The 13,525-nt window shown below is 52.0% G+C and carries 13 protein-coding genes and 2 tRNA genes; 11 read left to right on the forward strand and 4 right to left on the reverse strand.

Features of this window, described 5'->3' with window-relative positions; genetic code table 11:
• The first annotated feature begins 6 nt into the window (after positions 1 to 6).
• The 3 genes from nagA (at position 7) to nagP (ending at position 3,985) form a co-directional block, all read left to right on the forward strand.
• Positions 7 to 1,137 carry an N-acetylglucosamine-6-phosphate deacetylase gene (gene nagA, locus K0J45_RS05585; RefSeq protein ID WP_220044589.1) on the forward strand — a complete coding sequence of 377 codons (1,131 nt, stop codon included), beginning with the start codon at positions 7 to 9 and terminating at the stop codon, positions 1,135 to 1,137.
• A gap of 167 nt (positions 1,138 to 1,304) precedes the next feature.
• Entirely contained in the window at positions 1,305 to 2,468 is a 1,164-nt protein-coding gene (nagX, locus tag K0J45_RS05590; RefSeq protein WP_220044590.1) for a transmembrane glucosamine N-acetyltransferase NagX, read from the forward strand.
• A gap of 212 nt (positions 2,469 to 2,680) precedes the next feature.
• A complete protein-coding gene (gene nagP, locus K0J45_RS05595; protein WP_434086910.1) occupies positions 2,681 to 3,985 on the forward strand; it encodes an N-acetylglucosamine MFS transporter NagP in 1,305 nt (434 codons plus the stop codon).
• A gap of 186 nt (positions 3,986 to 4,171) precedes the next feature.
• On the opposite strand, the gene K0J45_RS05600 is transcribed toward nagP, so the two are convergent.
• Positions 4,172 to 4,247: transfer RNA gene (locus tag K0J45_RS05600), tRNA-Thr, on the reverse strand.
• A gap of 7 nt (positions 4,248 to 4,254) precedes the next feature.
• Positions 4,255 to 4,330: transfer RNA gene (locus K0J45_RS05605), tRNA-Phe, on the reverse strand.
• Between the two features lie 386 nt (positions 4,331 to 4,716).
• Here K0J45_RS05605 and K0J45_RS05610 point away from each other — a divergent pair.
• Together K0J45_RS05610 and K0J45_RS05615 are read left to right on the forward strand one after the other, a co-directional pair.
• Positions 4,717 to 5,271, forward strand: coding sequence for a cytochrome b (locus K0J45_RS05610; protein WP_220044592.1), 555 nt, complete (start codon positions 4,717 to 4,719; stop codon positions 5,269 to 5,271).
• Complete coding sequence (locus tag K0J45_RS05615; protein ID WP_144201210.1) at positions 5,268 to 5,858, forward strand: YceI family protein; 591 nt, start codon at positions 5,268 to 5,270, stop codon at positions 5,856 to 5,858. The genes K0J45_RS05610 and K0J45_RS05615 overlap by 4 nt, the downstream gene beginning before the upstream one ends.
• 75 nt (positions 5,859 to 5,933) lie before the next feature.
• On the opposite strand, the gene K0J45_RS05620 is transcribed toward K0J45_RS05615, so the two are convergent.
• Together K0J45_RS05620 and mutY are read right to left on the reverse strand one after the other, a co-directional pair.
• Positions 5,934 to 6,212, reverse strand: coding sequence for an oxidative damage protection protein (locus K0J45_RS05620; RefSeq protein WP_011864926.1), 279 nt, complete (start codon positions 6,210 to 6,212; stop codon positions 5,934 to 5,936).
• Between the two features lie 2 nt (positions 6,213 to 6,214).
• Positions 6,215 to 7,273, reverse strand: a complete 1,059-nt coding sequence (mutY, locus tag K0J45_RS05625; RefSeq protein WP_220044593.1) for an A/G-specific adenine glycosylase — start codon at positions 7,271 to 7,273, stop codon at positions 6,215 to 6,217.
• A gap of 283 nt (positions 7,274 to 7,556) precedes the next feature.
• Between mutY and trmB the strand changes: the two genes are divergently transcribed.
• From trmB to K0J45_RS05655, 6 genes are all read left to right on the forward strand, one after another.
• Positions 7,557 to 8,273, forward strand: coding sequence for a tRNA (guanosine(46)-N7)-methyltransferase TrmB (trmB, locus tag K0J45_RS05630; protein ID WP_144201214.1), 717 nt, complete (start codon positions 7,557 to 7,559; stop codon positions 8,271 to 8,273).
• 30 nt (positions 8,274 to 8,303) lie between these two features.
• Positions 8,304 to 8,627 (forward strand): YggL family protein, encoded by a 324-nt coding sequence (locus tag K0J45_RS05635; protein WP_220044594.1) that lies wholly within the window; start codon positions 8,304 to 8,306, stop codon positions 8,625 to 8,627.
• The gene (gene glsB, locus K0J45_RS05640) at positions 8,627 to 9,541 is read left to right on the forward strand and encodes a glutaminase B (protein ID WP_220044595.1); all 915 of its coding nucleotides are present in this window, start codon (positions 8,627 to 8,629) and stop codon (positions 9,539 to 9,541) included. Before K0J45_RS05635 ends, glsB begins: the two co-directional genes overlap by 1 nt.
• Before the next feature lie 310 nt (positions 9,542 to 9,851).
• Positions 9,852 to 10,682: a YggN family protein gene (locus K0J45_RS05645; RefSeq protein ID WP_011864931.1), complete on the forward strand. Its 831-nt coding sequence runs from the start codon at positions 9,852 to 9,854 to the stop codon at positions 10,680 to 10,682.
• Positions 10,683 to 11,027: 345 nt separating this feature from the next.
• Positions 11,028 to 11,969, forward strand: coding sequence for a LysR family transcriptional regulator (locus K0J45_RS05650; protein WP_011864932.1), 942 nt, complete (start codon positions 11,028 to 11,030; stop codon positions 11,967 to 11,969).
• A gap of 720 nt (positions 11,970 to 12,689) precedes the next feature.
• Complete coding sequence (locus K0J45_RS05655; protein ID WP_220044596.1) at positions 12,690 to 13,394, forward strand: hypothetical protein; 705 nt, start codon at positions 12,690 to 12,692, stop codon at positions 13,392 to 13,394.
• Positions 13,395 to 13,525: the final 131 nt, after the last annotated feature.

The raw sequence follows: 13,525 nt of genomic DNA on the forward strand, positions 1-13,525 counted from the left end.
GAATCGATGAAACAGACACTGATTGCCGAGCGGGTATTTGACGGCGAACACTTCCACCATAACCAGGCTATCACCATAGAGGACGGGCGTATCGTCTCTTTCGATAGGGCTAGCGATGTCGAGCCGATTCTGCTGGCCGGCACCCTGGTACCTGGCTTTATCGATGTTCAGGTCAATGGCGGCGGCGGTGCCCTGTTTAACGACGCGCCCAGCGTCGAGAAGATAAAGACCATAGGCCAGGCCCATGCCAGATTTGGCACCACGGGTTTCTTGCCGACCCTGATCACCGACGATATCGAGGTGATGCGCGCCGCCGCCGATGCGGTGGCCGAGGCGTTGGTGCTGAATACGCCGGGCGTGCTGGGGATCCATTTCGAGGGGCCGCATCTCAGCGTGCCCAAGAAGGGCGTCCATCCGGCCAATTATATTCGTCGTATCTCTGATGAAGAGCTGGCGGTTTTTGCCCGCGATGATCTGGGGACTAAGGTGGTGACACTGGCGCCGGAGAACGTCGCGCCAGAGGTGATTCACGCCCTGGTCGAGTGCGACGTCAGAGTCTGTCTCGGTCACTCTAATGCCGAATACGATACCGTTATTAAGGCGCTTGAGGCCGGGGCAACCGGTTTCACCCACCTGTTTAATGCCATGTCGCCCATGGATTCCAGGGCACCAGGCATGGTGGGTGCGGCGCTGGAGAGCCAGAATGCCTGGTGCGGCCTGATTGTCGATGGTCACCACGTGCATCCGGCCTCGGCTAAGGTAGCTATTGCCGCTAAGCCAAGGGGCAAGGTGATGCTGGTGACAGACGCCATGCCGCCTGTGGGCATGGATGATAATGCCAGCTTCGAGCTGTTCGGCACCCAGGTGGTGCGCCGCGGTGACAGGTTAAATGCCGTAACCGGCGAGCTTGCCGGATGTGTGCTGGATATGATTGGCGCGGTCAACAACAGCGTTAGCATGCTAGGCGTGGCCCACGAAGAGGCGCTGCGGATGGCGGCTAGATATCCCGCCGAGTTTATCGGTCATCGTCAGCGAGGCGTGTTTACCATAGGCGCCAGGGCGGATATGGTGTTGCTGGGCAGCGATAATCAAGTGGCGCGCACCTACATAGATGGCCAGTTGGTCTATCAGGCATAGCGATCCCATTAGATGCCTAGCCGTCGCGCTAGAGAATTGGAAAATGCGCTGAAACAAGCGCTCTATTTGTGCTCGTAATTGAGGCGCTAATTAGGCTCAGTGCTCGTACGGATAGGGTTAAGCCTAGTGTTTGATTTATAATAATAACGATAAGAGAGAGGCTCCTGATGGAACCTAAAACAGATACCCATCCAATACCGGCCGCGAAACCCAGGCTGATGTCGCTCGATGCCCTAAGGGGCTTCGATATGTTCTGGATCCTTGGGGGCGAGGCATTGTTTGCGGCGCTGCTCGTCTGGACCGGCTGGCAGGGCTGGCGTATCGCCGATGCCCAGATGCACCACAGTCAGTGGCACGGCTTTACCTTCTATGATCTTATCTTTCCTCTATTTATCTTCCTCTCCGGCGTCGCCTTAGGCCTATCGCCCAAACGCCTGGATTCGCTGCCCTGGCCAGAGCGTCTTCCCCTCTATCGCCACGCGATAAAACGTTTGATGCTGCTTCTTCTGTTTGGCGTGCTCTATAACCATGGCTGGGGCACAGGCATGCCGATGGCGGCAGATGAGGTGAGATATGCCAGCGTGCTGGGACGCATCGCCTTTGCCTGGCTCTTCGCCGCCTTACTGGTGTGGCATACCGACCTGAAGACGCAGATCTTGGTCGCCATCGGTATACTCTTCGGATACGCCGCGATGCAGCTGTGGCTGCCGGTTCCCGGCGGCGTGGCGGGGGACTTCTCTATGTCTGGTTCGATCAACGCCTATGTGGACGGCAAGTTTCTGCCCGGTATTAGCTATCAGGGCAGGGCGACTGATCCTGAGGGGATCCTCTCTACCCTGCCTGCCATAGTCAATGCCTTAGCGGGTGTCTTTACCGGTCGCTTCATCGTTAAGTCTCATCCCAAGTGGGGAGGGGCAAAGGGCGAATGGGTCAAGGTTGGCATCTTGTTACTTGCTGGCTTGCTCAGCCTGGGGCTGGGTTGGTTGATGAACCCTTACATTCCGGTAAATAAAGATCTCTGGACCAGCAGCTTTGTCATGGTCACCCTGGGCTGGAGCCTTATCTTACTGGCCATCTTCTATGCGCTGGTGGATGTGCTAAAGCTGCACAGATTGGCATTTGGATTTGTGGTCATAGGCTGCAATGCCATCATCATCTATCTGGCCTCGAGTCTGGTGAAATGGGACTACCTTGCCAGCAGCCTATTCGGCGGCGCGATACAGGCGCTGCCGATTGAGATGCAGCCTCTGGCGTCAGCCTGCGCCTTACTCTTGGTGCAATGGCTGCTGCTCTACTGGATGTATAAGCGCGGCATCTTCATCAAGGTTTAAGTCTTATAGCAGATAATGGCTGGGCAATTTAATAAGGAAAACGCTGTGTTAGCCTGTAAAGGCTAAAAAGCCAAAATGACAGCGTTGTCTTTTTTCTGTTTATGTTTTAACATCGATGAAACAAGGGGGCAACTTGCGCCCAAGCTGTAATGTACCAAGCCGATATCACTGAGCTGATATCCAAAGATTAATTACTATAAGAAAACAGGCTTATGGAAATGACATTAAATAGTGAAAGTAAGCGCAGCAGCGTGATCCCCATGGCGATCGTTGCCGGACTCTTCTTTATTCTGGGTTTTGCGACCTGGCTAAATGGGTCCTTGATGCCTTACCTCAAGCAGATCCTGCAACTCACCCCGCTTCAAGCCTCCCTCATTCTCTTCTCCTTCTATATCGCAGTGACCTTTACCGCATTGCCCTCGGCATGGGTGATCCGTAAGGTGGGTTACAAGACGGGCATGGCGATGGGCATGGGGATCATGATGATAGCCGGCCTGCTATTCATACCAGCGGCCAAGACGCAGGTATTTGCGCTATTTCTATTTGCGCAGCTGGTGATGGGCACGGGCCAGACCCTGCTACAGACGGCGGTGAATCCCTATGTGGTCAGAATCGGCCCCGAGGAGTCGGCCGCCGCTCGCGTGAGTGTCATGGGGATCCTCAACAAGGGCGCAGGGGTGATCGCGCCGCTGGTGTTTACTGCCCTGATCCTCGACAGCTTTAAGGACAGAGTCGGCGTTGAGCTGACCCAGGCGCAGATCGACGAGATGGCCAATGGTCTGGTGTTCCCATATCTGGGCATGGCTATCTTTATCGGTGTGCTGGCGCTGCTGGTGAAGAAATCGCCTCTGCCAGAGCTTGAAAATGAAGACGAGCAAGAGCAGGGCACCAAGGGCCATACCCGTGAGGCGCTGTCTCATCCTAATCTGGCATTAGGGGTAGTAGCACTGTTTTTCTATGTGGCGGTAGAAGTGATCGCCGGCGATACCATAGGCACCTTCGCCCTCTCTCTCGGGGTCGAGAACTATGGCGTGATGACCTCCTATACCATGATCTGCATGGTCATCGGCTACTCCCTGGGTATCCTGACCATTCCCCGTTTCATCTCTCAGCCTAAGGCGCTGATGATCTCGGCGATACTAGGCCTAATGCTGACGCTGGGGATCTTATTTGGTGACAACGAGTCCTATGCTATCGCCAACGCGTTACTGGTTCCCTTTGGCGGCGCCATGTTGCCAGATACCCTGTTGATGATCGCCTTCTTAGGCTTGGCCAATGCCATCGTCTGGCCAGCAGTATGGCCCCTGGCGCTATCAGGCATGGGCAAGCTGACCAGCACAGGCTCGGCGCTCTTGGTGATGGGCATTGCAGGCGGCGCCTTCGGTCCGCTGTTCTGGGGATTAACCAGCTCGGCCACATCGCTTGGCCAGCAGGGCGGCTATATGGTGATGCTGCCTTGTTACCTGTTTATCCTCTTCTATGCGGTGAAAGGCTATAAGATGCGTAGCTGGAAATAGCTGAGAGTGTTTATCGAATCAAAAGGAGCCGAGTGCTCCTTTTTTGTTGCCTAGTATCAAGGGGCAACTCGTTAATGACGGCTTTATTAAGAGAGGGGATGTTTGTATCAGGAGTGTAATGAATTCCATCAAGGGCGGTAAATTTCAGATATAAAAAAGCCCCGACATTGTCGAGGCTATTTTATATGGTGCCGGCACCAAGAGTCGAACTCGGGACCTACTGATTACAAGTCAGTTGCTCTACCAACTGAGCTATGCCGGCTAAATTGTGGTGCCCGAACCCGGAATCGAACCAGGGACACGAGGATTTTCAATCCTCTGCTCTACCGACTGAGCTATTCGGGCAACTAAACTAAGTGTCTAGTTAACTACTTCAAACCAGGTCTCTGTGACCCTTGCCGTTTGGAGTGCGCGTATAATATAGCGCTGATATTTATCCTGCAAGCGCTTTTTTGGAGAAATTTAACTGCATGGCTAGTTAATGTGCAAAGTGCTGGCTTTTTGGCATTTATGCCGTTTTTTAGCACGGTGGCTGTGGTTAAAACCCAGGTTTTAGCCACTATTTGTTCTTAAGGGGGCATTTTCAGGCCTCTTATTTTTCAATGCCCCACTTATCTCGTTTGTCTTAGCGCTACCTTTCTAAATATTAGAAATTTATTGGCGAAATTACGCGATATTCGTCGATCTTAATCGAAGTTAATATGCTGTTAAGTGATAAATGAGGATGAATCGTGTTTAAAAATACTCATAGCCGCTACGGCTTGGTGAGCATAGGCCTGCATTGGCTGACGGCGATTGCCGTATTAACGCTGTTCGCCCTGGGCGTGTGGATGGTCGAGCTGACCTATTACAGCGCCTGGTATAAGCGAGCGCCGGATCTGCATAAGAGCATAGGCGTGCTGCTGATGGTGTTAACCCTGTGCCGTCTGCTGTGGCGTTGGTTAAACCCGGCGCCTAAGGCGCTCGGCGGGCATCAAAGGTGGGAGAAGCTTGCTGCGGGCCTGGTGCATCGTCTGCTGTATCTGATGCTGCTTGGCATCTTGATCTCTGGGTATCTTATCTCTACCGCCGACGGCAGGGCCATTGGTGTTTTCTCACTCATCGAGCTACCAAGCCTGGGGCTATTGTTTGAGGGGCAGGCGGATATTGCCGGCAAAGTGCACCAATATCTGGCCTATGGCTTTATTGCACTGGTAACTCTGCATGGCCTTGGGGCACTTAAACACCATTTCATCGACAAAGACGCAAGCTTGAAACGCATGTTAAACATTAAGGAGACACAATGAAGAAGGCTATATTGAGCGCCGCACTTATTAGCACACTTGGCGCGGGTGCATTCATGTTACCGGCTACCGCCAACGCCGCCGATTATGTGATAGATACCCAAGGTGCCCACGCCTCGGTGCAGTTTAAGGTGAGCCACTTAGGTTATAGCTTCGTGGTGGGACGCTTTAACGAGTTTGCTGGCGACTTTAGTTTCGATAGCAAGCATATCGCTGATGCCAAGGTAAATGTAACGATCAACACGGCGAGCCTCGACTCTAACCACGCCGAGCGTGACAAGCACCTGAGAAGCGAAGACTTCCTTAATGTGGCTAAGCATCCAGAGGCTAGCTTTAAATCGACCTCAGTCAAAGAGCTGGGTGACGGCAAGTTTGTGCTCAATGGCATGCTGACCCTTAACGGGGTGACTAAGCCTGTAGCAATCGATGCCAAATTTATTGGTGAAGGGCAAGACCCTTGGGGGGGGTACCGCGCCGGTTTTGTCGGCCAGACAGAATTTGCCCTGAAGGACTATGATATCAAGATGGACCTAGGCCCTGCGTCCAGCCATGTGACCTTAGATCTCGTGGTCGAAGGTATTCGTCAGTAGTGACTGCTTAAACAAACCCCTATTATAGAAAAAGCGCCTATTGGCGCTTTTTATTTTTATAGAGTGAGTAATTTATTACTCGTCATCTTTTTGCGGCACATAGCCTTCGATCTCGACCTCTTTGCCCTCAAACAGGAAGTTAACCATCTGCTCTTCGAGGAACTTGCGATCGTCAACATTCATCATGTTGAGTTTCTTCTCATTGATCAGCATGGTCTGCTTGGCCTGCCAGAGCGACCAGGCTTCCTGGCTGATGTTGTCAAAAATTCGCTTACCGAGTTCACCCGGGTAGAGCTGAAAGGCTAGGCCGTCTGCCTCTTTCTTAAGATACTGGCAGTTCACTGTACGCGCCATGATTACTCCTTATTTGATACTGAACCTAAGCTGGCGAGGATCCGCTCGGTGGCGGCGGCCAGACCAACCTTGGGTGGCTTGGCTATGTTATACCAGAGAGAGCCGCTCTCTTCCATGATCTCATGTGCGCTTGTGGCCTGGTGTGCAACAAAGGCGCTGATATCCAGATGAAAATGGCTGAAGGTGTGACGAAAACTGTCTATGGGCTCCTCACTAATAAGAGTTACCCCGTTTGTTTTGGCAAACTCCTCGAGCGCCTCCTGGCTGTCAAACTGCGGGAAGCACCAAAGGCCGCCCCAGATCCCCGCAGGTGGGCGTTTGCTCATCAGCACTCTATCGTCATCTTTAATCACTAGCATATAGCCGAGCTTTTCCGGAATCGTCTTCTTCGGCTTCTTGCCGGGAAACTCAGTCTGGCGACCCATCAGCTGCGCCTTACAGTCGATGGCGACGGGGCACAGCTCGCACTTGGGCTTAGAGCGGGTGCAGATACTGGCGCCAATGTCCATCATCGCCTGATTATATTGGGTTACGCCTGTCTTAGGGGTCAGGCTGTTGGTGAGCTGCCATAGCTGCTCCTCCACCTCGCGCTTGCCGGGCCAGCCGGCGATGGCGCCGTGCCTGGCAAGCACTCGCTTGACGTTGCCATCTAATATGGGGTGATGCTGCCCAAGAGAGAGTGAGAGTACCGCCCCTGCGGTCGAGCGGCCAATGCCCGGTAGGACGAGTGCCTGCTCGAACTGGGTTGGGAACACACCATCATAGTCGCTGGCGATCAGCTGGGCGCTCTTATGTAGGTTACGCGCCCTGGCGTAATAGCCAAGGCCGGTCCAGTGGTGCAGCACCTCATCCTGATCGGCATTTGCCAAGTCCAAGATAGTGGGGAAACGCGCCATAAAGGCTTCGAAGTAGGGGATAACTGTGGCGACTTGAGTCTGCTGCAACATGATCTCGGACACCCAAACCTTATAGGGGGTCTTATCTTGTTGCCAGGGAAGATGCTTGCGTCCGTGTTTGTCGTACCAGGTGACGATGCGCTGGTGAAATTGCTCTGTTTTCATGGCGCTCAGTCTATAGAGGGGCAAGGTTTTTCTCAACCAAAATGGCATCTCAAGGGCGCCATGGCTCGCGCGCCGTGGGATAATTGGTATACTTTGGCAACATAGGGCTTGCCTTAGCGCAGTAACTTTGGATAATGCCCTTCTTTTTATAATTTTCCAATCATATAAGTGTCAGGATCCTGTGGGATCATATGAGTTTGTGAGTCGAGCCTAGAGTCGCTTGACGCTGACTTTTTCTCGGCGCTATATGGCCAACCAATGGCAGATCTGAGGCTGAAAAATAATGAGCGAAGTGACCACCGCAGAGTTTAACGAAGAGGGTAAATACCTTCGCAAAGTGAGAAGCTTTGTTTTACGTGAAGGACGTTTGACCAAGGGCCAGGCGCAGGCGATGGAGCAGCAATGGCCTGTGATGGGACTGGACTACTCGCCCGAGCCGCTGGATCTGGTCAAGGTGTTTGGCCGCGAGGCCGATACCGTGCTGGAAATTGGGTTCGGCATGGGCGCCTCACTGGTGGAGATGGCTAAGGCGGCTCCCGAGCTTAACTTTATCGGTATCGAAGTTCACAAGCCTGGCGTGGGTGCCTGTCTTGCTGATGCCGCTGAGGCCGGCGTCACTAACCTGCGTGTGTTCCACCACGACGCCATCGAGGTGTTGGAAAACAGCATCCAAAGCGGCAGCCTGGCCAGAGTACAGCTATTCTTCCCAGATCCTTGGCACAAGAAGCGTCATCATAAGCGCCGCATCGTGCAGCCGGAATTTGCCGAGCTTATCCGTCGCTGCCTTAAGATAGGTGGTGTGTTTCACCTGGCGACCGATTGGGAAAACTATAGCGAGCACATGTTAGAGGTGATGAGCGCGGCGCCTGGCTATAAGAACCAGGCGCAGGATGGCGACTTCGTGCCCCGTCCCGATCATCGACCGCTGACCAAGTTTGAGGCCAGGGGCCATCGTCTGGGACATGGCGTCTGGGATCTGATGTTCGAGCGTACCGAGTAAGCTTAATTTCTATAAACAGAGGGAATACACATGGCAACACGTAGTCGTCGTTTACGTAAAAAATTACGCATTGATGAGTTTCAAGAGTTCGGCTTCGATGTGAATTGGACCTTCGATGATTCGGTAAGCGAAGAGCAGATCGATGCTATCGTCGATCAGTTTATCGACCAAGTGATCGAAGAGAGAAAGCTGGGTTTCCACGGTGGCGGCCATAAAGAGTGGGAAGGCATCATCGCCACTCAAACTATCGGCAAGTGCACCGAAGAAGACAGGCAAGCCGTGAGTGACTTCTGGAAGAGTCAGCCGGTTAAAGACGTCGTGGTTAGCGAGCTGTACGACATCTGGTGGAACTAATGCCACAGAAGGACCTGCTCGAGACCATTATCGAGCAGGTGCGTCCTCTGCTGGGAAAGGGCAAGGTCGCCGACTATATTCCCGCCCTGGCCGAGGTGGATCCTACCAAGCTTGGGATCGCCGTGACCACAATCGATGGTCAAACCATAGGGGCTGGAGACTATCTCGAGCCCTTTTCGATCCAGAGTATCTCTAAGGTCTTTAGCCTCACGGTCGCTTTGACCCTGTATGAGGAGGCTGAGATCTGGTCTCGCGTCGGCAAGGAGCCCTCGGGGCAGTCCTTTAACTCCCTGGTGCAGATAGAGCTCGAGCGCGGAGTGCCGAGAAATCCCTTCATCAACGCCGGCGCACTCATCATCGCCGATCTGCTGCAAAGCCGTCTCGGCGCGCCTAAGCATCGTATGCTTGAGGTGGTCAGAAAGCTCAGCGCCAACCCCCATGTGATTTATGATAAGCGTGTCGCGGCCTCTGAATATGAGCACAGCTCCCGTAACGCGGCCATCGCTTACCTGATGAAGTCCTTCGGTAACTTTAATAACGATGTCGATAGGGTGCTGAGAAACTATTTTCACTACTGCGCCCTGAAGATGAGCTGCGCCGATCTATCCAAAGCCATGCTCTATCTGGCCAACCGAGGCCTGAGCCTCTCGGCAGAGCAGGTGGTCTCGCCCATACAGACACGTAAGCTTAACGCCCTGCTGGCGACATCTGGTCTGTACGACGGTGCGGGGGAGTTTGCCTATCGCGTCGGCATGCCGGGTAAGAGCGGCGTGGGCGGCGGTATCATAGCCGTGATCCCGGGCGATATGAGCATCTGTGTCTGGTCGCCCGAGCTGGATAAGAACGGTAACTCACTGGCGGGCACCGCCGCACTCGAGAAGCTCTCCCAAGCCCTGGGCCGTTCTATCTTCTAAAAGAGCGCCTGATTAGGCGTTCTTTTATTTTACTCTTTGCTCTGTCTTAATCTTTCTCTGCATTCTACTTTTCATCTCTTAGCTGTATTCGCCTCGATGGTGAAATTGACTAAAAACTGGTTGAAGGCTTTACTTTTGTTATCTCATAGCCGTCTTGCAGCCTTGGTTTATATCGTTAATTTTTGCTAATTCATTGATTATATTTAATTAGTTAAAATTGGCACGGTACCTGTATCGTTAGTCACCAACGACACATGGTGCACCTTAAGCTTCTCATCATGTGATTTTCGATGACTTAAGGAATAAGAATATGAAGAAATTGACCGCATCTCTTGGACTGACAGCTTTCGTACTTGCCACCACCAGCGCCGCCTGGGCCGGTGAAGATAAAGATAACCACATCTCCTTTGGACGGGATGACAAACAGTGCGAGGTGAGCCTCAACTATGATGTTTCCGTCGAACCTAGCAAGTTAGTGGTCAGTGAGGCGAAGAAAGAAGTGTATCGCATCGAGCTTGGCCGTCTCTATGTTAACGGTGACAAGGTTGAGCTAAACGACAAGCAGCAGGCGCTGGTTAATCAGTATGCCGGCGAGGTATCTAAGCAGCTTCCAGAGGTGATCGACGTGGTGCATGACGCCGTCGATATCGCGTCTACCGCCGTGAGCATGGCGCTCACGCCGCTGCTGGGCGATGCCGCCGGTGCCAAGATTGATGAGATGATGGACGGCCTGTCGAAGCGTATCGACACGGTTGCCTACCAAAATGGCGACAAGTTCTACCTGGGCGCCACCGAATCTTCTATCGAAGACACCTTCGGCAAAGAGTTCGAACAAGAGATGGAGCAGCTGGTGCAGAGTTCTATCGGTAGCATGATGATGACCCTGGGCAGCGAGATGATGAAGGGCGACGGTGAGAGCTTCGAAGAGAAGATGAACGCCTTCTCGGCCAAGATGGACAAGGTGGGCGACGATATCGAAGCCCAGATTGAACAGCAGGCCACAGATCTCGAGGCGCGCGCCGACAAGCTGTGTGACAACTTCCAGCAGCTGGTGGCCCTAGAGTCCCAGATGCGTAGCGAAGTACCGGCTCTACGTGACTACCCACTGGTGAGCGCTAAGCAACAAACCCTGCGGGAATAGCCCGTAAACGATTTCCTCTGGCATAGCAAGATCCACATTTCCCTGCACTTACCTTGGGTGCAGGGCTTTTTTTATTCTGGGCCTGCCATTGTTATGACTTTTCCTCCACTCCTAACTGGGTGTATAGTGGCTAGAAAATAGGTATTAGAATCAAAGAGCAAATCTTTGGTATACTTGTAAAAAATAATAACAATGCTGGCGAAATTTCGATAACGAAATGGCTAACAGTCTGACTCTACTCTTAAAATAATCTGCATAGTCAAGGGGATAACTTCGCACTTAGGAGGTATCTCTATGATTTATAATTGGTATTTATAGGGTCGCAAACACCTTAAGGCTATTTAAATGTTAGAACTTTTAGAACCTATTGCAATTTTTACTCATGTTGCTCGCGCCGGGAGCTTTAGCTCTGCCGCGCGAAAATTGGGGATTTCTAAATCAAAGGTCAGTACTCAGGTTGCCGACCTTGAGCATAAATTAGGTGTTCAGCTGATACAGCGTACCACTCGTAGCTTGAGTCTAACCGAGGCGGGACAGCTGCTTTATGCCCAGGGTGAAGAGTTGCTTCGCGACGCCGATCAGGCGGTCGCCAGCGTACACAATCTCAACGACGCCACGCGTGGTGTACTCAAGGTGGGGATCTCCCAATCCTTCGGTACCATGCACATCATTCCTGCCTTGCCTGATTTTATGGCCAGACACCCTGAGCTGGAGCTACAGGTTAGCCTGTTGGACCATAAGGTTGACGTGGTCAGCGAGGGCTTAGATCTCCTGTTGACCATGTCTGAGCAGCTGCCGCTTGGCATGGTGGCCAGACCCCTGATGAAGTGTCAGTTTCTATTGGCAGCATCTCCCGAGTATGTGGCCAAGCACGGTTACCCTGAGCGTCCAGAGCAGCTGGTGGACCATAACTGCCTCGTGTATCACGGCGAGTGGCATGAGCACAGCGTGTGGCAGTTTAAGAAGGGTGACGATTACTGTGAAATTGGCGTATCGGGTAACTTCAGGGTCGACAATGCACCTGCGCTTAAGTCTGCCGCGGTGAGCGGCCTGGGTGTGGTGTATCTTGCCAGTTACCTGCTTGAGAATGAGATAGAGAAGGGCACCCTGGTTCCCTTATTGCCAGAATGGCAGTTGACTCACCATCTGCCATTGCAGGCTGTTTACCCAAGACGTAAACACCTGGCACCTAAGGTGAGCGCCTTTATCGACTTCATTAAGGATCATATCGGTTCACCACCATATTGGGATGAGCCATACGCCGCCCTGTACGCCCAGCGTAAATAGCAGGATGCGGCTGAAAAAACAGCATTTTATCCATGTTGCTGTTAAGGTCTTTACGATTTTCAGTTATCAATAACTTAAAAACATTGTTCTGATAACAAGACGATAACCCCCGGTATTTTTGATACTGGGGGTTATCTTTTTATAATCATATAGTTGCACTGGTATTACCTCTCTGTTTTGCGATGGCTTATTTAGCTTGAGCTAAAGCTTGAGAGGAATTCACGTTGCAGTCTGTTCTTAATTTAATACAATGGTGGCAGTTGATATCTGGATGACCTGAATCAGTTAGCCGAGCCAGAGAATGACCCCTCTCTCGTTTGGTTACACAGGTCGGCGTTACTGCAATCTTGAATCAATGCTGGCAGCGGTTTAAGAACTAAAACAATGCTAGCCTTAAAACCATCATCCTAGTTTTGGTTTACCCCAGCAAAGATTGCTGGGGTATTTTTCTTTTAGTGCCTTGGATTATTAAGCGCCCAGATCTCCACCCAATCTTTTCCTGTAGCTTCCTCCTTCTGTCATTGCGCTCTGGCTTTGACCAAGCATCTTCATCTTTTAGTTTCTTATGACTGAAAAATAAAGATAGTTTAATGCGCTGTGCATGGTATCTGAGTGTTACTCAGAGTATCGTGCTGATATTGTTTATTTCAGCTCGTTTCGTGTACGACGCATTGCTTAAAGGGCATCGTTTAAAGGCCATTGCATAAAGGGCATGGCGCGATGAGTGCGAAGCGAGATAAAGGGAAGTCTATGGCGCGTAAGATCTTGTTGTTGATTGTGGGCTTGCTGGTTCTAGTGCTGCTGGCGGGTGTCTATCGTTTTAATTTTACAAATGACGATCTCTATGTGGTTAAGGAGGATGGCAGTGTCATTCCCTTAGATGAGGATGTCGATAAGGTGATGCTTACCCTCTTTAGCATCAAGACCCATAAGGCTTGGTCTATCAAGCTGCCCGAGTCTCAGGCTGAGGCGAGACTCACCAGTATCAGCCTGAGCGGCGACAGACGCTTTGCCAGCGGCGACTACCAGAATGGCCCAGAGCGGGGCAGTGTGCACCTGGACTATATGAAGATAGTGACGCTAAACCATGTCGCCGATGGGGAAGAAGAGCGCGTGTCGGATACAAACAAAGACGAGATGCTATTTGTGGCGCCCTTCTTCGTCTCCAATCAGGGTAGCGGCGTGTTCGCCTATCTGGGGCTGTTTAGCATCAATCATAAGCTTGGTGATATCGAGCAGTTAGACAGCTACTTTATCGGAGACAGGGTCGAGATAAGCGCCCTGCAGACCGAGGAGGCGTTTGATCTGACCTCGAGTGTGTCGCTGAGCTATCTCACCCATGGCGATCAGCAGGCGATGGCCGAGGCGCCCACCAACAAGGTGACTAAGCTTATCAAGGTTACCCGTGAGGGCTTTAGCGAGTAAGCCTTAATCCTCAGCTAAGAGGCGTTAGCCTTGATTGAGAACAGAATTAGCCGATAAAACTAAAAAGGCCGCTCTGGTTGAGAGCGGCCTTTCTTATGGCTAACTATGTCTTAAATACTGGCTCTAGTGAT

Source organism: Shewanella alkalitolerans (assembly GCF_019457575.1).
Classification (GTDB): domain Bacteria; phylum Pseudomonadota; class Gammaproteobacteria; order Enterobacterales; family Shewanellaceae; genus Shewanella; species Shewanella loihica.